Source organism: Agrobacterium sp. InxBP2 (genome assembly GCF_026191755.1).
GTDB lineage: Bacteria > Pseudomonadota > Alphaproteobacteria > Rhizobiales > Rhizobiaceae > Agrobacterium > Agrobacterium pusense.
The window spans coordinates 1-19,385 of the sequence record NZ_JAINDY010000028.1; the positions used below are offsets into that span (position 1 = coordinate 1).

At 57.1% G+C, this 19,385-nt stretch carries 17 protein-coding genes and 1 pseudogene; 6 read left to right on the forward strand and 12 right to left on the reverse strand.

Annotated elements, in window-relative coordinates:
* Both K7A42_RS11365 and K7A42_RS11370 read right to left on the reverse strand, forming a co-directional pair.
* The coding region (locus tag K7A42_RS11365; RefSeq protein WP_282454653.1) for an AAA family ATPase at positions 1 to 252 on the reverse strand (252 nt) is incomplete at its 3' end.
* A 411-nt stretch (positions 253 to 663) separates the two neighbouring features.
* Positions 664 to 2,568, reverse strand: coding sequence for a helix-turn-helix domain-containing protein (locus tag K7A42_RS11370; protein WP_220367147.1), 1,905 nt, complete (start codon positions 2,566 to 2,568; stop codon positions 664 to 666).
* 116 nt (positions 2,569 to 2,684) lie between these two features.
* Here K7A42_RS11370 and K7A42_RS11375 point away from each other — a divergent pair, with 116 nt between their 5' ends.
* The 3 genes from K7A42_RS11375 to aspA are packed head-to-tail and all read left to right on the forward strand — an operon-like array spanning position 2,685 to position 6,766.
* Positions 2,685 to 3,905, forward strand: coding sequence for an MFS transporter (locus tag K7A42_RS11375; RefSeq protein WP_174151424.1), 1,221 nt, complete (start codon positions 2,685 to 2,687; stop codon positions 3,903 to 3,905).
* Between the two features lie 9 nt (positions 3,906 to 3,914).
* Positions 3,915 to 5,306, forward strand: coding sequence for an amidohydrolase (locus K7A42_RS11380; RefSeq protein WP_282455181.1), 1,392 nt, complete (start codon positions 3,915 to 3,917; stop codon positions 5,304 to 5,306).
* 44 nt (positions 5,307 to 5,350) lie between these two features.
* A complete protein-coding gene (gene aspA, locus K7A42_RS11385) occupies positions 5,351 to 6,766 on the forward strand; it encodes an aspartate ammonia-lyase (protein ID WP_282455182.1) in 1,416 nt (471 codons plus the stop codon).
* Between the two features lie 50 nt (positions 6,767 to 6,816).
* Here aspA and K7A42_RS11390 read toward each other — a convergent pair whose 3' ends face one another.
* The 10 genes from K7A42_RS11390 to K7A42_RS11435 form a co-directional block, all read right to left on the reverse strand.
* The gene (locus K7A42_RS11390; RefSeq protein ID WP_282455183.1) at positions 6,817 to 6,981 is read right to left on the reverse strand and encodes a hypothetical protein; all 165 of its coding nucleotides are present in this window, start codon (positions 6,979 to 6,981) and stop codon (positions 6,817 to 6,819) included.
* Positions 6,982 to 7,115: 134 nt separating this feature from the next.
* On the reverse strand, positions 7,116 to 8,021 hold the full coding sequence (gene kdgD, locus K7A42_RS11395) for a 5-dehydro-4-deoxyglucarate dehydratase (RefSeq protein ID WP_064263120.1): 906 nt from the start codon (positions 8,019 to 8,021) through the stop codon (positions 7,116 to 7,118).
* Positions 8,022 to 8,095: 74 nt separating this feature from the next.
* Positions 8,096 to 9,301, reverse strand: a complete 1,206-nt coding sequence (locus K7A42_RS11400) for a pyridoxal phosphate-dependent aminotransferase (RefSeq protein ID WP_282455184.1) — start codon at positions 9,299 to 9,301, stop codon at positions 8,096 to 8,098.
* 75 nt (positions 9,302 to 9,376) lie between these two features.
* Positions 9,377 to 11,014 (reverse strand): hydantoinase B/oxoprolinase family protein, encoded by a 1,638-nt coding sequence (locus tag K7A42_RS11405; protein ID WP_064263097.1) that lies wholly within the window; start codon positions 11,012 to 11,014, stop codon positions 9,377 to 9,379.
* Between the two features lie 16 nt (positions 11,015 to 11,030).
* The gene (locus K7A42_RS11410) at positions 11,031 to 13,121 is read right to left on the reverse strand and encodes a hydantoinase/oxoprolinase family protein (RefSeq protein ID WP_064263098.1); all 2,091 of its coding nucleotides are present in this window, start codon (positions 13,119 to 13,121) and stop codon (positions 11,031 to 11,033) included.
* 173 nt (positions 13,122 to 13,294) lie between these two features.
* Positions 13,295 to 14,170, reverse strand: coding sequence for a transporter substrate-binding domain-containing protein (locus K7A42_RS11415; RefSeq protein WP_223215457.1), 876 nt, complete (start codon positions 14,168 to 14,170; stop codon positions 13,295 to 13,297).
* 11 nt (positions 14,171 to 14,181) lie between these two features.
* Complete coding sequence (locus K7A42_RS11420; protein WP_064263100.1) at positions 14,182 to 14,832, reverse strand: amino acid ABC transporter permease; 651 nt, start codon at positions 14,830 to 14,832, stop codon at positions 14,182 to 14,184.
* 9 nt (positions 14,833 to 14,841) lie between these two features.
* Positions 14,842 to 15,510, reverse strand: coding sequence for an amino acid ABC transporter permease (locus K7A42_RS11425; RefSeq protein ID WP_282455185.1), 669 nt, complete (start codon positions 15,508 to 15,510; stop codon positions 14,842 to 14,844).
* A gap of 10 nt (positions 15,511 to 15,520) precedes the next feature.
* Positions 15,521 to 16,276 carry an amino acid ABC transporter ATP-binding protein gene (locus K7A42_RS11430; protein ID WP_064263102.1) on the reverse strand — a complete coding sequence of 252 codons (756 nt, stop codon included), beginning with the start codon at positions 16,274 to 16,276 and terminating at the stop codon, positions 15,521 to 15,523.
* 18 nt (positions 16,277 to 16,294) lie between these two features.
* A complete protein-coding gene (locus tag K7A42_RS11435) occupies positions 16,295 to 16,768 on the reverse strand; it encodes a RidA family protein (protein ID WP_064263103.1) in 474 nt (157 codons plus the stop codon).
* Between the two features lie 436 nt (positions 16,769 to 17,204).
* Here K7A42_RS11435 and K7A42_RS11440 point away from each other — a divergent pair, with 436 nt between their 5' ends.
* The 3 genes and pseudogenes from K7A42_RS11440 to K7A42_RS11450 all read left to right on the forward strand — a co-directional run bounded on the left by K7A42_RS11440 (position 17,205) and on the right by K7A42_RS11450 (position 19,379).
* Positions 17,205 to 17,957 (forward strand): FadR/GntR family transcriptional regulator, encoded by a 753-nt coding sequence (locus K7A42_RS11440; RefSeq protein WP_064263104.1) that lies wholly within the window; start codon positions 17,205 to 17,207, stop codon positions 17,955 to 17,957.
* Between the two features lie 519 nt (positions 17,958 to 18,476).
* Positions 18,477 to 18,668: pseudogene (locus K7A42_RS11445) on the forward strand (GntR family transcriptional regulator); the annotation flags it as partial.
* Between the two features lie 93 nt (positions 18,669 to 18,761).
* Complete coding sequence (locus K7A42_RS11450) at positions 18,762 to 19,379, forward strand: GntR family transcriptional regulator (RefSeq protein ID WP_223215472.1); 618 nt, start codon at positions 18,762 to 18,764, stop codon at positions 19,377 to 19,379.
* Positions 19,380 to 19,385 lie beyond the last annotated feature (6 nt).

Here is a 19,385-nt window from a genome sequence, read left to right on the forward strand (position 1 = left end):
CACCTCATCTATGATGGCAGTATCAATCTGACGAACGAAGCCGACTGGATCGGTCTTTGCTGATAGTAAGGTCGTTTCGTCATCTAACGTGAAATACGGACGATCTGTCTGGAGCAGGGTTCGAGCCAACGTCGTCTTGCCACACTGCCGCGGTCCGTTCACAAGTACGACTGGCGTATCTTTGAGCGCGACCCTAATTCGCTCGGCTGCGCCTCTCGGATAAAGGAGGTCAGAAGGACTTTCCCCTTTCAATCTATTTTTCCTCCTGATCGCTACCAAATTCTAGGATTGCCGATGCGTTCAGGTCGGAGTTTACATGCGTCCAATTCGGATTGCAACTTCGTCCAATCCGGAACTTACTGCCGTCCGTTTCGGAAACTTGATGGACGAGCCAGCTACAGAGAAGAGTGAGCGGAGGCGTGTTGGAGTGAGGATTCAAATCGTATTGCTCTCGAAGGGGTCAGAACCGTCGACCCTCGAGTTAGTCCGCTAAGCCATTGACAATCTGATCGCTTCAAGCAAGCGGAGCGTGGGCTGTAGCGTTACGTCAAATTATGGAACTGGAACCCGCGGTTCGGGTGGCAGAAATGCCCATTTCCGATTGCCTCTATCCATTGGATGGCCAGCGGTTCGCAACAATGTCAGCCGTTCCAACCGAAAAGCTTAACCGGAGTAAGTTGAGTAAAGCTGGCATGCAACGCTTAAAAGCGTGAAGTCCTCTGCATCTGAAATCTTCCGGCCGGTCAGCGTTTCAATTCTGGCAAGTCGCTGATACAGCGTATTGTTGTGTATCTTCAGACAGCTAGCTGCTCGAGCAGCAGATTTTCCCTCCTGCACATAGGTTCGTAGGGTTTCATATAAAAAATCGTGTTTCCGGTCATGGAGAAGCGGAGCGAGGACCTCGTGAGCAAAGTCAATGATTTCATGCCGGTCGCGCCCGCTCAGCAGAGCTTCGATTCCCATATCCTGATGCAACAATATTCCAGATTGTCCGCGCCGCGCGAGGCAATCCGCAGCTTTTTGAGCCTGAGCTTTGGCCGCCGAGTGGAATCCGGTCAGGTCGTAAACCAGGCTTGCCCCCACTTGAATATCAAGGAGCAACACTCTGTCCATCATTGAGGCGAGATTTCTGGCAAGCGCAGCCGCAGTGGACGCGGAGAAGACCATGATAATCTGATCGTCCTGATGAAAAATAAGCACGTTCGACAGCTTGATCGCGTTCTGCAGATTTGTTTGAGACCTATGCAAAGACAGGCGAGCATCAGGTGAATCTGGAGCCAAGACTTTCGCAACCATGATCTGATGAAAGCGCTCCAGCCGGAACCCGAAATGTTCGAGACGGCCGTGACTGTCGACGCCTTTTAGGAGATCCTCAAAATATGATCTCCTGCTTGCGTTCAGGACATCAAGTCTCGACATGTCCCGGACAAAATCCAACGCCACGAAGGCAGATAGCGTGCCAAAAAGTGCCCTTTGAAAGGGCACGTCGCAAACGGGGCGGAAATGAAAGAAACCCACAGGTGCTTCAGCGACTTGAACGATCTGCTTGAGACTGCCGCGGGTGTCTGTCCAGCCGCTGGTTAGATAGTCAACACCGAGCGCATTCTCGAATCGAAACTCGACGCCAAACAAGTCCGCAACCAGATCCAGCCGCTCCACCAGACTTCCACTGGTGGAGAAAATACGCAAAAGCTTGTCGTGCAACTCCACGGCACGGTCGAGCTCGGCATTCTTGCTTGCCAGGTCGCTCCGCATTTTTTCAAGTCGGTTCGATGTCGCGACAGCGTTTTTATAGGCGAGCGAACGCTGATATGCGACGGCAACCTGAGCAGCCAATGATTCCAGAACGGTACTGTCAAAAAGCGAGAAGGTACCACGAGGGGAAAAACATAATGTCGTCAATGTGCCAAGGCGCTTGCCTTCCGCGGCAACGGGCACGCAAAGCAATGCGTTAGCAATCCGCGATCGCTCCATGAAAGACTGGCTTTCGGGGCTCATCACGCGGTGGGCATCAATGATATTTTGCCTTCCATTATGAATGGCAGGGACGCCGGTTACGAAGACCTCGCCGGAGACGGATTCATTCGGCTGCAGGCGGTAATGCGTATAGTCATCCGGAAGCCCTTGATGCGACACCGGAATAAGATAACCGCTTTCTTCGTCAAACAACCGAAAGACCCCGGCATCCGCGTGCGGTAGCACATTCATTACCTCAGCGAGGACGCTATGCACGATTTCCTGATCGTCAAGGGAGTTGATCACTGCGGCATTGACAGATGCCAGCATTTCCACGGTCTTGGTCTGCACGCCTATGACCGCCTCCTGAACGGCGGCAACAACGCGGGTAGTGACCTGTTCGCTGTGCGGGGCAGAAACCTCGAAAATCGTGCGTTTCGCCGTGAAATACGAGTGGTCCACCACCACGCGAAGCGTGTCGCCACTTCGCTCAACCGTGTGGGACAGCAGGGACGCTGTCTGCTCTGTTGCCACATCGACATCTTTGAAACGCAGCACGCCCTCGTGCTGCATCCTGCTCAGTTCCGGATTGGACGACAGGATAATTTCCACGGCAACCTCATGGTGATCTGCACATATTATTCTGTAATATTATAGAGGAATAAACATCGATTTTCTTCGTGGCAATGCGACAAAGACAGAAAGTCAAAAAAAGGGGGACTTCTGTTATGTTTTCAAAAATACAGCGTCGACATGTCATCATAGGAATGCTGTTCCTGTGCTGGGTAGTGGGCTTCATCGACAAGACCGCCATCAATATCGCGATCATTCCGATCAGTGAGGAGTTCGGCCTCTCCGCAGATCATCAGGGTATGATCATCAGCGCCTTTTTCCTGGCCTATTCGATGACGCAGCTGATTGGCGGCTATCTGGTGGACCGCTTCGGGGCACGGCGCGTGCTCAGTTCCGCCGTTGCAGTCTGGTCGCTGGGAACGGCCGCGTCGGGTGCCGTCCACAATGCCGTAGGGCTTGCTGCGACACGCGCCATGACTGGCGCCGGTGAGGCCGTCTTTCCCGCGGGCGGCTCCGTGGCAATCACCGAACATTTTGAAAAGTCGCAAATGGCGCGCGCCAAGTCGGTGCTGCAGTCCGGTGCTTCGGTTGGTTTTGCCGTCGGCTCCATCGTCATTACCGCGCTGATAGCTGCCCATAGCTGGCAGGTGATGTTCTATGTGCTGGGCGGCGTCGGTATCTGCATGTCGATCGCGCTTTTCTTAGTCATGAAGCCAAACGACCAGTCCGTCGCCAAGGCGAAGGTTGAAAAGGTTTCAGAAAAGAAACGCATTGGTGCGTTGTTGAAAAACTCGCTGACCTGGAAAATCACGCTCGTCTATTTCTTCACCAACATCGTCTTCTGGGGTCTGCAGTCCTGGCTGCCGTCCTACTGGGTGAAGGTCAAGGGCATGAGCATGGTGCAGATGGGCGCCTATTCGATGATCCCACCAGCACTCGGGTTCATTTCCTTCCTGACCTGCGGTTGGTTGCTCGACCGCTTTTTCCACCAGAAGGAAAAGTACCTCATCTGCATCGGTTCGGCCGTGTCTGCGATCTTCATCTACCTGATGGCCAATGAGGAATCCATTCCGCTCGCCTTTGCCTATCTCTCGGTTTCAAACGTCTTCCTCAATGCGATCTCGATCAGCGTCTTCGTTAGCATCATGAAGCACTTCCCGCAGAACACCGTCGGAACAGCAACAGGCTTGATCAATTCGCTCGCCCAGCTTGGTTCGTTTGCATCCCCGATGCTGATCGGTGCCGTCCTCTCAGCCACCAATCAGAATTACGGCATCGCGTTCTCGGTGATCGTCGCGTGCGCAGTCCTGGTCTGCATCATCGCCACCACCTTTCCCGCCGTGCATGGCAAAAAGCCTGTCGAACAGACCGCCTGAAGGAATAACATGACATACCTCGACATTATTGAACGAACCGTCGCGTCCCGATCCGACAATCTCAAATCCGTATCCGATGCGATCTGGTCTTTCGCTGAAATCCGTTATGAAGAGACACGCTCTGCAGCCCTTCTGGCCGATGAACTCGAAAAGGCTGGCTTTGATGTCACGCGCAATGCCGGCAACATCGAAACCGCCTTCGTCGCCAGCTATGGCGAAGGCCAGCCGGTCGTTGCAATCCTCGGCGAATTCGATGCGCTGACCGGTCTCAGCCAAAAGAGCGGTGTCACCAGCCACGACCCTATCGTTGCAGGTGGCAACGGCCATGGTTGCGGCCACAACCTGCTGGGAACCGGCGCACTTGCCGCCATTCTGGCGCTCAAGGCCTGCAAGGACGAACTGGGCCTGAAAGGCACGATCCGTTATTATGGCTGCCCGGCCGAAGAAGGCGGTGGTGGCAAGGCCTACATGGCCCGCGAAGGCCTGTTCTCGGACGTCGACGTGGCATTCACCTGGCATCCGTGGGATGAAAATCTCGCTTATAATGCCCGCATGCTGGCGACCAATCAGCTGTATTTCACCTTCCGTGGCACAAGTGCCCATGCCGGTTTCGAACCGCATCTCGGGCGCTCCGCGCTGGACGCAGTCGAACTGACCAATGTCGGCTGTAACTATCTGCGCGAACACATTCTTCAAGATGGCCGCATTCACTATGCCATCACCGACACCGGTGGACGCGCGCCAAATGTGGTGCAGTCGCAGGCACAGGTGCTTTACAAGGTGCGTGCACCGCGCATGGATCAGGTCCGTGACATCACTGAACGGGTAACGGATGTTGCACGCGGTGCAGCGCTGATGACAGGCACCCAGCTGGAAGTCACCTTTGACGCGGCGTCGGCTGATCTTGTGCCGAATGTCACGCTGGCGCGGATGATGCATCAGGAGTTCGAAAAATTCGGCGTTGCCAGCTTTTCGAACAGCGAAAAGGATTTTGCCGGAAGCATTCAGAAGACGTTTTCGAGTGAAGTTCAGGCCCGGATTGCCAAGCGCGCCAAAATCCTATCGGAGGACCTGAACGCCTTCGAAGAAGTACCGACCTTCCTGCATGGTTCGACCGATGTCGGCGACGTCAGCTGGCTTGTTCCGACCGGCCAGGTCTACGTGGCGACCGAAGCTTACGGCACCCCTCCACATACCTGGCAGATGGTGTCGCAGGGTACCTCGGGTTATGCCCACAAGGGCATGTTGCAGGCAGGCAAAGTGCTTGCTGCATCTGCCGTGCGTGCTCTGACCGACCCGGAACTTATTGCTCTAGCAAAACGCGAGCATCAGGAGCAACTGGGCGGAGAAAGCTACGTTCCCCTGATCCCGGCAGATGCTACCCCGCAGCGCCTTCGCTAACAGACCATCCGCATCACATCCAACCGCCCTGACTTGAAAAACCAATGATCACGTCTCTTCCAATGCGCACCGAACATGATCTGATCGGACACTGTTCTGTTCCGGTCGAGGCCTATTATGGCATTCACACGTTGAGGGCGGTTGAGAATTTTCCAATTTCCCGCAGGCGTCTGTCAGATGCACCGGATCTGGTCTGCGCCCTTGCGGCCATCAAGGAAGCAGCTGCACGAGCCAATTTCGACCTCAATATCCTTGGCCGAGAACTGGCTGAAGCCATCATCCAGGCATGTCAGGAAATTCGGAGCGGCGCACTTCTCGATCAGTTTGTCGTCGATCTTATTCAAGGCGGTGCCGGCACTTCCACGAACATGAATGCCAACGAGGTGATCGCCAACAGGGCGCTTGAAATCCTGGGGCATCGCCGTGGTGACTATGCTCATCTTCACCCCAATGAACATGTCAACCTTAGCCAGTCGACCAATGACGTTTACCCCACCGCATTGAAGCTCGCGTGCCTGGCCGGGATCGGGCGTCTTCTCAGCGCGATGGCTGGCTTACGTATGGCATTCGCCGACAAGGCCTCGGAATTTGCCGATGTCCTGAAAATGGGTCGGACACAGTTGCAGGACGCCGTTCCGATGACCTTGGGTCAAGAGTTCGGAACATATGCCGTCATGCTGCTGGAAGATGAAGCCCGCTTGTCGGAAGCGGCTTTGTTGATCCGTGAAATCAATCTTGGCGCAACGGCAATCGGAACCGGCATCACTGCCCACCCGGACTATGCAACCAAGGTACGCGAACATCTGTCCAGCATCATCGGCATCGATCTGCTCACCGCCCCAGATCTGGTTGAAGCCACGCAGGATTGTGGCGCCTTCGTGCAGCTGTCTGGCGTGTTGAAACGTGTGGCCGTAAAACTGTCGAAAGTTTGCAATGACCTTCGACTGTTGTCCTCAGGACCGCGGGCCGGTTTCGGCGAGATCAATCTGCCGGCGCGTCAGGCGGGCTCGTCGATCATGCCAGGCAAGGTCAACCCGGTCGTCCCTGAGGTCGTCAATCAGGTGGCATTCGAAGTGATAGGCAATGACGTCACGGTGACGATGGCCGCGGAAGCGGGCCAGCTTCAACTCAATGCTTTTGAGCCGATCATCTTTTACAGCCTTGATAACTCCATCCGCCATCTGACCGAAGCCTGCCGGACGTTGGAAGAAAACTGCGTGCGCGGCATCACCGCCAACCGTGACCGTCTCAGAGACAATGTCGAGCAGTCGATCGGCCTCATTACAGCCCTTAACCCCTATATCGGTTATAGCAACGCGACGGAGGTTGCGTTGGAAGCTCATCGATCGGGACGCGGAGTCTACGAAATCGTCCTTGAACGTGGCTTGATGGCGAAGGAAACGCTCGACACCGTGTTACGCCCAGAGATGCTAACTCGTCCGCAACAGATATTGGCTTAGACTGACGAACGGCGGTTTCCAATCCTTCTTACAAGTCACATTGGCAGAGATTATGGCTCCTTTGCAACCAATGTCGAACCTTCCATCGCCTTGAAGGGAATAGAACCTTTGACCTGGGCATTTTGCGGCTTGGCAAAAGCGAACCATCTTAAGTTCTCGGGATCTCTGGTTTCGCGGCAGGCAATCCAGCGATCCATGTGCGCCGGTTCATTCATCGACAATTTTCAGATGGGTTGAATTCAGGCGGCGTGGCCTCTTACTGTCGGGAACTTGCCGATCGACTACTAATTGATTTTCAAGACATGGGGGTGGTGCTGCCATTGGCAGCACCGCTGTTCGACGCTGAACATCAGCGTTTGTGTTTGCCGATCAACATTTCCATCATCGCCATCTCTTCGGCCGATAGATCTTGCAACGGCGCCCTTACCGGACCGGCATCGAAGCCCTGGAGACGAACACCGGCTTTGACCGCGGATACGGCATACCCCTTGGATCGATTGCGTATCGCCATGAACGGGTAGAAGAATTCGTTCAAAATAACTTCGCAACGGCCTCGTTCACCGGCGCGCAGGGCCTTGTAGAAATCGATCGCGAGGCCCGGCACGAAATTGAAGACGGCCGAGGAATAGGTGGTGAAGCCGGCACCGAGATAGGCTTCGGCAAACAGTTCAGCCGTCGGCATGCCGCCGAGATAGGTGAGCCGATCGCCCATCTTTGCGGTGATCTGGCGCACCAGGCCGATGTCACCGGTACCATCCTTGAAGCCGACGAGGTTCGAGCATTCGTCGCAAAGCCTTGCAAGCGTATCGGCCTGCAGCACCGAGTTGTCGCGGTTATAGACCATGACGCCCATGCCGGTCGACTGGCAGACCGCCTTGATATGGCGATAGAGACCTTCCTGGGGAGCGTCGATGAGGTAATGCGGCAGAAGCAGAATACCATCGGCACCGGCTTTTTCGACCGATCGGGCAATGCCGACGGCGATATCGGTGCCATAACCGCAGCCGGATACGATCGGTGTCTTTCCAGCGGCCTCCTTGGCGACGCGGACGATCTGCGGAATTTCCTCCGGCGTCAGCGAAAAGAACTCGCCCGTCCCGCCGGCGGCAAACAGCGTGGCAGCCTCGTAGCCTGAAAGCCAGTTGACGTGTTCGGCATAGCTCTTGGCGTTGAATTTGCCCTCGCCGTCAAAATGCGTGACGGGGAAAGACAAAAGGCCGGCGCCCAGCACCTGTTTCAACTCCTCGGTCTTCATCATGTACCTCCTTGTCTGCAAGATGCGCTGATCCGGCATCTCTTTCGTGATTTTCCGTTGCGGGGGTTGGCGTCTCAGGGCTTCAGCGAGTGAACCATATCGGCCAGTCGTTCGCAGGCCTTCTCGAGTTCGGCTTCGGATGCGGCAATCGACAGGCGGATGAAGCCCGGCGCAGCAAACGCAGCCCCCGGCACGCTCGACAGGCCGAATGTCTGCAACAGATGCGCCGCAAACGCGGTATCGTCACCGAGGACTTCTCCATCGGCGGTCTTGCGGCCAATCAGTCGCTGCACGCCGACGAAGGCGTAGAAGGCTCCATCCGGCGCGATGAAATCGATCCCCTCGATCTCAGCCAGCCGACCGGCCACGATCTTCCCCCGTCTGGCAAATGTTCGGGCACCCTCGCCGACAAAAGCCTGATCTCCGGTCAGCGCCGCGAATGCTGCAGCCTGAGCGACCGGCGACACGCATGAGACGCTTTGCGACTGCATCTTGTTGAGCGTCGAGATCAGCGCTTTCGGACCGGCGGCATAGCCCAGCCGCCAACCCGTCATTGCGTAAGCCTTGGAAACGCCGTTAACGATCAAGGTACGGTCCCGCAATTGCGGGCAGGCTTCGCCAAAGGAGATGAAGGGTGTGTCGTTCAAGAGCACATGCTCGTAGATTTCGTCGGAGACGACGAGCATGCGCGGATGGCGCTCCAGCACGCAGGCAAGCTTGCGATATTCTTCTGAAGAGTAGATCGCCCCGGTCGGATTTGACGGAGAATTGAGCATCAGCCATCTAGTCTTCGGCGTGATGGCTGCTTCCAGTTGCTCGGCCGATAGCTTGAAGCCGACATCCGCGCCGCAGTTCACATAGACAGGCTCGCCTCCATGCAGCGAGACGATGTCGCCGTAAGATACCCAGCAAGGCGTGGGGATGATGACTTCATCGCCCGCTTCCAGCGTTGCGAGGAACACATCGAACAGGATCTGCTTTGCACCGTTGGCAACCATTGCCTCGTCGGTGGAATAATCCAGGCCGTTTTCCGTCTTGAACTTCCTGACGATGGCCTGACGCAGGCTTTCCATGCCCGCCGGGGCGCCATAGCGGATACCGCCCTTGCGGATCGCGTCAACGGCAGCTTGCGCCACATGCGGCGGCGGTTCGAAATCCGGCTCACCAAGCGAAAGGTCGATGATATCGCGGCCTTCCGCTGCCAGCTTCTTTGCCGCCATGGCAATCGCCATGCTCGGCGAGGACTTGATGCCCGCAGCACGGCGGTTCTCGAAATTCATTTTCGGTCTCCTTGGAGGATTTAGGTTGATCGGGACCGGGCGAGGCATCTGCCTCGCCCGGCACTCTTGGGAGATTTATTTCGAAGCGACGTAGTCGAAGGCGATATCGCGTTCTGCCGCAGCGACATCCCGCTTATCCGCCCGCCCGTAACCGCCGCCGCCCGGAAGCTGCAGGATCAGCCGGCGTCCGGCCGGAACATGCTGGCGTCCCTTTGATGCGAGACGGGTTCCGTCATCCAGCAGCACGGCACCGGCAGCGCCGTTTTCGCCACCTTCACGGCCACGTGGCGGGTGATCGACACGGTCGAACATGGCGTTGAAATGCATCTCGTGACCTTCGGTCGGCGAAATTTCCACCACCTGGCCAAGACCGCCGCGGAACTGGCCCGCACCGCCCGACCCGTCGCGCAATTCCTTGCGCCAGAAGATGACCGGACCGACGTGCTCGGTTGCCTCGATCGACATCGAATGCACGCCGCTCGGAAATGCCGTGGCGCTCATACCGTCGAGCGTCGGGCGTGCGCCGGAACCGCCACTGTTGAACAGCAGAACTTCGGCGCGTTGTCCGCCATCGGTCGGAGCCTTGTCGCCCTGAAGCGGACGAACGCTGACATGCAGGTTCCACAGCGCGCCCGCGCCCTCGGCCGGGATCTTGCCGGGCAGCATCTTGTGAACCGCACCGAGAACGGCGTCGGGAACCAGATGGCCAAGCACGTGACGCACCGACACCGGCGCCGGATGCTGGGCATTCAGGATGCAATTCTTCGGAGCAACGACGCGGAATGGCAGGAGCGAATAGTGGTTATTTGGAATATCGGGTGCGATCGCGACCTTCATGCCGTAGCACGCATAAGCCGCCGAATAGATGATCGGGCAATTGATGCCCTTCGGGCTCGGCCCCGAAGTACCGTCGAAGTCAGCAAGGATATGATCCTCGCCCACATCGAGGCGCACGGCGATATCGATCGGCGAGCCGTAGCCATCAACCCGCATCGTGTTGGAATAGGAACCCTTCGGCAGTGCGGCAATCCGTTCGATCGTCGCGTCATAGCTGCGCTTGAAGATGAATTCGCCGAGCGTCTCCAGATCGTCGAGCTGGAACTCTTCCATCATATCCATCAGGCGGCGATGGCCGATCTCGTTGCAGGCCGCCAACGAATAGACGTCACCAACGACCTGATGGCTCTCGCGCACATTATTGTGCAGGATGTTGACGAGGTCCTTGTTGACCTTGCCACGCTCGGCAAACTTCATGATCGGAACGAAGATGCCCTCTTCATAAACCTCGTTCGCATCCGGCCCAAAACCGCGGCCACCGACATCGACCACGTGTGCCGTGCAGGCGAAATATCCGACAAGCGCGCCGTTGCGGAAGCTCGGCGAAACGACGGTGAAGTCGTGCAGGTGGCCGGTCCCTTTCCACGGATCGTTGGTGATATAGACATCACCTTCGAAGATGTTCTCCGGCCCGATATCGCGGATGAAGTGACCGACGGCTTCCGCCATGGCGTTGACATGGCCGGGCGTACCGGTGACCGCCTGGGCGATCATCAGGCCGCCGCGATTGAAGACGCCGGCGGACAAGTCGCCCGATTCACGTACGCTGGTAGAGAAAGCCGTGCGGATGAGGGTGACGGCCTGCTCTTCGACGACGGAGATCAGCCGGTTCCACATGATCTGCATGTGAACGTCGGAAAGTGCATTGGTTTTCATGGATAGGATCCTCCGTTCAAGCGCTCTGCTTGACGCGTACGAGCAGGCAGCCATCGGCCTGCATGATTACTTCGCGGCTGGCGGTAATGATGGTCGAGGTTTCGCGTTCGGTGATGACGGCAGGCCCCGAGACGAAATCGCCCGGTTTCATGTCTGCGCGGTCGACGATCGATGCGGTCTGGAAGCTGCCTTCCTGCACGTCGAAGATCTCGCGCGTGCCACGAACCTTTGCTTCGCCGACCTTTGCCGTCTTGCCGATCCGCTCCGGCGGCGCGACCTTTGAGGTGGCCCGCAGTGACCAGCTGACGATCTCGACATCGAGCCCGTCGATGACGCGGCCGAAGAAGTGTTCGTATTGCTCGTCGAAGAGCTTGCGGAACAGATCGCCATCGGCATCCGCATAGTCACGAACCTCGATCGTCACCGGCACTTCCCAGCCCTGCCCGACGTAACGCATGTAGGCGATGCATTCGAGATCCGGATCGGCATCCGGCGCGCCTGAGCGCACGAAGGATGTCGCTTCCGCGATCAGGTCCGAAACGGTCTGGTTGATCGCGGTCGCATCGAAGCGGCTGAGGCGGCTATAGGCGCTGCGGACACTCTCGAAACCGAAGGGTGCACGCAGGAAGCCGATGGCCGAGCCGACGCCGGCACCCGGCGGGATCAGAAGTTCGGCCATGCCGAGCTTTTCGCAAAGGCGCGCTGCATGGATGGGGGCCGCACCTCCGAAGGCAATCATGGTGAACTCGGAGAGTTCCTTGCCGTTTTCCACGGCGTGCATGCGCGCCGCGTTGCTCATGTTTTCGTCGACCACTTCGCTGAGGCCATAGGCGGCCGTCGCGATATCCGTATCGAGCTTGGATGCAAGATCCGTATCCATCGCCTTGTCCGAGGCCGGGCGGTCGAGCTTCATCGCGCCGCCGGCAAACTCGTCCGGATCGAGACGTCCCAGGATCAGGTCGGCATCGGTGACTGTCGGGTTTGCGCCGCCGCGACCGTAGCAGGCGGGACCCGGCTCTGAACCGGCGCTGTGAGGCCCGACTCGGATCTGGCGCATGCTGTCGATCGTCGCGATCGAGCCGCCGCCGGCACCGATCTCGACCATTTCGATGACCGGAATGGAGATCGGCATGCCGCTGCCCTTCTTGAAGCGCCAGGTGCGTGCCACTTCGAAGGTTTTTGAGGTTTTCGGCGTCTGCTTTTCGATCAGGCAGATTTTTGCCGTCGTGCCGCCCATGTCGTAGGAGAGCACCTGATCGAGGCCATAGCTGCTGGCAATATGCGCCGCAAAGATCGCGCCGCCGGCCGGGCCGGATTCAAGCAGGCGCACCGGAAACTCGATGGCGCTTTCGACGCTGATGATGCCGCCACCGGAATGGATCATGAAGACCGGGCAACGCGTGCCTTCCTGCGTCAGACGACCAACGAGGCGGTTAAGATAGGATGCCATCAGCGGCTTGACGAAAGCATTGGCGCAGACAGTGTTGAAACGCTGGAACTCGCGCATCTGCGGCGAGACTTCCGAAGAGATAGAAACCGAAATATCTGCCTTCTTGGCGAGAAGACGGTCTCTCACGATCTTCTCGTGCATGCCGTTCAGGTAGGAGTGGATGAAGCCGATCGCGACGCTCTGATAGCCGGCGGCGATGATGTGATCGCACAAGGCATCGACCTCATCGAGGTCGAGCGGCTTCAGCACGAGACCATCGGCGCCGATACGTTCATCAATGACAAACCGTTCGTTGCGCGGCACGAGCGGCGCCGGGAGAACGATATCGAGATCATACTGCTCGAAACGGCTTTCGGTGCGCATCTCGATGACGTCCCGAAAACCCTTGGTGGTAATGAAGGCGGTGCGCGCGCCACGCCGCTCGATCAGCGCATTCGTGGCGAGCGTCGTGCCATGAATGATCGTGTCGATTTCGGAAAGTTCGACATTGGCAACCTCCGCCACCTGCCGGATACCCTTGACGATCGCATTTTCGGGATAGGAATAGTCGGTCAGCACTTTGATCGAATGGAGCGTGATGCCTACCTCCATTGCAACGTCGGTGAAGGTGCCACCGATATCGACACCGACCCTGATCTGCTTGCCATCTTTCGCCATTGTCTGTCTCATGCTCCATAAGCGAGCTGTTGTTGCGGCTGCCCGAAAACCCGGTTTTCGGCGTGCAGCGACCTGTCCCCGCCCGCGCGAACAGGCGGGGGCCAAGAGCTCTTCAGTTGTTGATGTTTTCTGTCCGGCGCGGCGGCCTTCGGCCGTCGCGCTGGATCGGGATGTTACTGCTTGCCTGTAAAGTCGACGCCCGGAACCGTGGTCGGGAGTTTTGCGCGGTCGACGCCGATCCATTTCTTGTAGAGCGCGTCGAGCGTGCCGTCATCGGTATGACGGGTCACGAAATCAGTGAGGAAGGCGAGCATTTCCTTGTCGCCCTTGCGAACCGCCATGCCCTGGAAGTTGTCGGCAACCTTGTACTTGCGCTCGAACTGAGCGTCATAGCCCGCCTGCTTGATGACGAGGCCGTAGGTGATGCTGCCGACGATTGCGTCGACCTGGCCGGACAGCAGCGACTGAACAGTCGTCGCATCATCATCGAAACGCTTGATCTGCGTGTTCGGCGGGGCGACCTTGACGAGAAGCGGGTCGAAGGCGCTGCCGCGGTTGACGCCGATCACGTATTTGCCAAGATCTTCGTTCGCCTTGATGGCAGCGTCCTTCTTGCCCCAGACGGTGATGTCGTTCGACGAGTAGGGAATGACATACTGGATGACCTTGGCGCGCTCCTCGGTGATCGTCATGGACGGCACGAGGAAATCGACATTGCCGTTGACCAGCAGCGGAATACGGTTCTGGCCGGTGATGCGCTCGAACTTCACCTCGACGCCGAGTTCCTTGCCAATCAGCTTGGCGATCTCGATGTCAAATCCGTCGTTCTGGCCCTTGGGATCGATGAAGCCCCACGGAAACTGATCCATCTGCACGCCGACCGTGGCTGTACCCTTGGCCTTGATCTCTTCCGGCGTCACGGCGAAAGCCGAGGTGGCAAAGGAGGTCGCGGCGAGAAATATGGCGGCGAACCCGCCCATGACTTTCGAACGCGAAAGGGTCAATGCTGTATTGAACATGTGGTCACCTCTGGTTGGTTTCTTTTTCATGCGTTCTTCTTTTACCGAGCGGCGTTGAGGCGCCTTTCGATCCTTGCGCTGCAATAGGTCAGGGGTACGCAGATGATGAAGTAGATCAGTGCGACCGCCCCATAGACCTGCAGCGGCTGAAAGGTGATGTTGGCCATCAGCTGCCCCGAGCGGGTAAGCTCGGTGAGGCCAAGCAGGGCGGCGAGCGCCGTGCCCTTGATCAGGTTGACGAGAAAGCTGATGGTCGCCGGCAAGCCGATGCGGAAGGCTTGCGGAAGAACCACATCAATCATCCGGTGCATGTAACCGATGCCAAGCGCCCGAGCCGCCTCGCTTTGACCATCCGGGACCGCCTGGATGCTGCCGCGCCAGATTTCGCCGAGAAATGCGCTCGTATGCAATGACAATCCGATCGTCAGCGCCATCCAGACATCGACCTTAAGCCCCAGAAGCGGCAGACCGAAATAGACGAAGAACAGCTGGATCAGGAGCGGCGTGCCCTGGAAGATCTGGATATAAATCGCCATCAGGATGCGCAGCCATGCCCATTTGCTGGTCCGGCCCAGCGCCACGGCAAGCCCGAGCGCGCCGCCAAAGGTGAAGGCGAGCAGCGAAAGGACAACTGTCCAGCGTGCGCCTTCGAGCAGAAAGAGGAACTCACCCCAACCGAATTGACGGATCATCTCGCTGCCTCACTTTGCCGGATAGGAGAAATAGACCCGGCCGATCATGCCGAGAGCGATGGACAAGAACTGCGACAGCGCCAGATAGATGACGCCGAGCGTCAGATAGATCTCGAAGCTGCGGAAAGTCTGGGCATCGAGCGTCTGGGCGAAATAGGTCAGTTCTTCCGCCGAAACCGAGGACATCAGGCTGGAGTTCAGCATCATCAGAATGAACTGGCTGCACAGGGCCGGGTAGACCGCGCGGATCGCCGGACGAAACACGATGAAGCGGTAGATATCGACCGTGTGCATGCCGAGCGCCCTGCCCGCCTCGATTTGGCCGGGGCGAATGGACTGGACGCCGCCGCGGACGATTTCCGCCGCATAGGCGGCGCAGTTGAGCGTCATCGCAAGGATTGCGGCCTGCTCGCCGCTCAGGCGAATGCCGATCGCCGGCATGCCGAAGAAGACGAAAAACACCTGCACGAGGATCGGCGTGTTGCGGATCATCTCGATATAGCCGACGGCGATAGCTTTTAGCGCCGGCTGCTTACTCATCCGCATCATCATGAAAACGATGCCGAGCGACAGGCCGAAGATCATCGATAGCGACGACATCTTCAACGTGCCGCTCACGCCATCGAGAAGCGACGGCCAGGCAGCAAAAACGGGGGCGAAGTCGAATGTATAATTCATCAGTCGCCCCTCAGTGATTGAGGATCTGGCTGAGGAAGGTCTTGGTGCGCTCATGGCTCGGATTGCTGAAGAACACATCCGGCTTGGCGCTTTCGATGATCTCGCCGCGATCCATGAAGATGACACGGTGCGCCACGGCGCGGGCGAAGCCCATTTCATGCGTCACGCAGATCATCGTGATACCGTCGTCGGCAAGCGAGATCATCGTGTCGAGCACTTCCTTGACCATCTCAGGATCGAGCGCCGATGTAGGCTCGTCGAACAGCATGATCTGGGGATCCATGCAGAGCGCCCGTGCGATTGCCACGCGCTGCTGCTGACCACCGGAAAGCTGGGCCGGATATTTCTGCGCCTGCTCGGCGATATGCACCCGCTCCAGATGGCGCATCGCCTTGTCCTCCGCCTCAGCGACCGAGGTCTTGCGTACACGACGCTGCGCCAGCATGCAGTTCTGCAATACCGTCAGATGTGGGAAGAGATTGAACTGCTGGAACACCATGCCGACATCGCGGCGGATATGGTCGGCATTGGAGCCCTTCTGGCTGAGCGTCGTGCCGTTGACCGCGATGCTGCCCTCCTGGATTTCCTCCAGATGATTGATGCAGCGGATCAGCGTCGACTTGCCGGATCCGGAAGGACCGCAAAGCACGATATGTTCACCGCGCCCGACTTCGAGATTGATCCCCTTAAGCACCTGCAGGTTGCCATACCACTTGTTGACGCCGCTCATGGAGATGGCTTTTTCCGAAATGCTGGTCCCGTTCATGGCCAGTTCCCCTTTTTGTCAGGCTTTAGGTACGATTTCGAAGATCGCATCGACTTCGACGGATGACCCGCGCGGCAACGAACCAGCGCCGAGTGCCGTGCGCACATGACGACCCTTGTCACCGAAAATCTCCACGAGAAGATCGGACGCACCATCGATGACTGCGGGATGACCCTTGAAGTCCGCCGGCGCATTGACGAAACCGCGCAACTGCACGCAGGCAACAACGCGATCAAGGTCGCCTTCAAGCGCGGCATTGACGCGCGCCACGATGTTCAGCGCGCAAAGCCCGGCAGCCTTGTAGCCATCCTCGGGTGAAATATCCCTGCCGACGACACCGACATAATGCTCGACTCCATCGATCCTCGGTATCTGGCCCGATACGAAGAGAAGGCTTCCAACGATGCGATGCGATATGTAATTCCCAGAGGCTGGCGCGATCGTAGGCAATACGATGCCGAGCTCTGAGAGGCGTGCGGAGACGACACCCATAGCGACTTTCCATCCGATTTCTAAAGATGCGCCAGAAGCGCAACCATGTTCCCGGAGCAGGTCGTCATAGGCTTGAAGACCTAGCTGATCGCCTGCTCACTTCTTATCATTTGAGATTATTGAAATACTATCTCTTGTCAATAAGAAAATTAGTGATGCTATCACTTGGTGATTTTGGTCTCCATATCAAAGCTAAATACCTGATTTATATGAAAATAAATGTGATCATACGACATGAGGGTCACACCATTTAACGCATTTCTCGGATTCTTTTTTTCGGGTATCGAAGTGATCGCGACGCACGTAAAAATCCAGTGTGCGCACTCTATCAAACAAAAGATGCATCAAAGAGATAGCATCACTACGATAGGTCGTGCTATCTTGCTTCCCATCAAGACATGCGCAAACCGCCAGCGCTTCACAAGACGGGTGATTTTTGGACACTTTGACGGGCCGAACCATACAGGCACTGAAAACACATATCAGCGACAACCAACTTTCGGCCGGCATAAAGCTCGGCTCGCTCAACGAGCTGTCACAGCAATTCGGAGTGAGCAGGACCGTTATCCGAGAAGCGGTATCGGCGCTACGTTCCGAAGGTGTCGTTGAAGCGCGACATGGCGTCGGCGTGTTCGTCCGCGATACACCACGTGCCGGCGCCGAGGAACCGGGTACATTCGATGCCGATGTCGCCCTCGCCCCCCTATCCCGCCTCAAGACATCCTTCATGGATCTTCTCGAACTCAGGATGGCATTCGAGGTGCACGCGGCAGGCCTTGCCGCAGTTCGGCGCTCCTGGGCACAGGAATCCAACATATGGAATGCCGCGCGTCAGTTCGAGGCTTCACTGGATGACGAGGCGGCACTCGATCATCTCGATTTCGTCTTCCACCGTTCCATTGCGGAAGCGACGAACAACGGCGCCTTCATCGAATTTTTCAGCCTCATGAGCCTGCAGATTCTGCCGCAACCGGCTTTCTCGAAGCAATTGAACCCGGCACTGATCACGCCGGACTACGTACAAAACACCGTGGTGGAGCACAGGGCAATCTGCGAGGCCATTAGTACCGGAAACTCGGAAAAGGCACGCGAGGCCATGCGCGCACATCTCAACCGTAGCCACCTGCGTTATCGTGGGTTTGCCGATGGAACCAGTTCTCCGCTTAGCAATGTTGCTAGAGAGGAGTAGACAACAACAACTTTGTCTATGTGGGGAGGAAAGATACCTAACCTGTACTCCTCATGCTCTTGAAGGGAATCGAACCCGTGATCTGTTGTTACCTTGGTAATACTCAAACAATCTTTTCCAATACGCGCAGTTGATTAGTTGCGGCCCCATCGTGGTCCGTGTGCCTAATGCGGTTGTACGTGCTAACTTCTGAGGAGGTAATTTTTTGCACCAACCTGTACCGATTGCTATCGGCGAACGGATTTTTGAGCCTTCCAATAGCGGCGAATATCAGTCTAACGCTGGGTGTGCCCGCCATGCATGGCGGTACTGGGGTATACAGTGTGTACCGAAAATTGGCACCGCCACCCGAATAAACCTGCTCCCGAAACTGAAGAGCACAAAAAATCGAGATTGAACCAACTATTTGCTTCGAGATCGTTGGGAAATTGTATTATAGTCGCACATAAATCATCACATCGATTGGATTAATAGGAAGTGACTATTTTAAGGGATTCCTCGGATCTAGCAGGGGCCGTAGTGGACGTTCTCAGTCCTCTTCAGATTGAAGTCGTTCGCAAGTTGATACCAATTGTGCGTGGGGGCAAGTGGCCAGTCGGAGGGAAAATCTCTGATGCCGCTCTCGCTCGCGAATTCGGCATTTCTCGTACGCCAATTCGGCAGGTACTACAGTTCCTTGCCGAGAAGGGAGTTGTGACGCAAACCGAAAATCGTGGCTTCGTCCTCGTGCGTGTACCGTCGGCAGATGACCGCCTAGAGGCGATTGTACCCCCATCTGAAATGGATTTGCTATATCGGCAAATCATGCACGCAAGAGCAAACGGTCTGATCGGTAGCGAAGCGTCCGAAACGGAACTGCTGGAGCATTTCGGTACGTCACGCGGTGTCGTGCGCCGCACACTGATGCGCCTGTCTGCCGAAGGACTGGCAGAACGGCGTGACGGGCACGGTTGGCGTTTTGCCGAATGCCTCGACAACCGGCAGGCAGTCAATGAAAGTTATGCCTTCCGCGCCATCATCGAATGCGGCGCCGTCATGGAGGATACATTCCGGGTGGACATGGAAATGCTGCTGGCGCTGGAAAGTGAACAGACGGCGCTGCTCAATGCCCCCTTGGCCTCGATTGAAGGCTCCGCCTGGTTTGAAGCAAATGCCCGTTTCCACGAAACGGTGGTGTCCTGGGCCAACAACCGCTTCCTCGAACAGGCGATCCGTCGCCAGAACAGCCTGCGCCGCATGACGGAATATGCGGAATTTGCCGAACTGAGCGAAGCTGGCGTACGCAAAGCGGCACGGGACCACCTGGCAATCCTGGAAGCCATCAAAAGCGATGACCGCAAGCTGGCTTCGGCGATCCTCTTTCGCCATCTCAGCCGCTCTTCCGCCAGTGGCGAGACACACCCTGCCCGGCTTGGTGATTGATCGCAG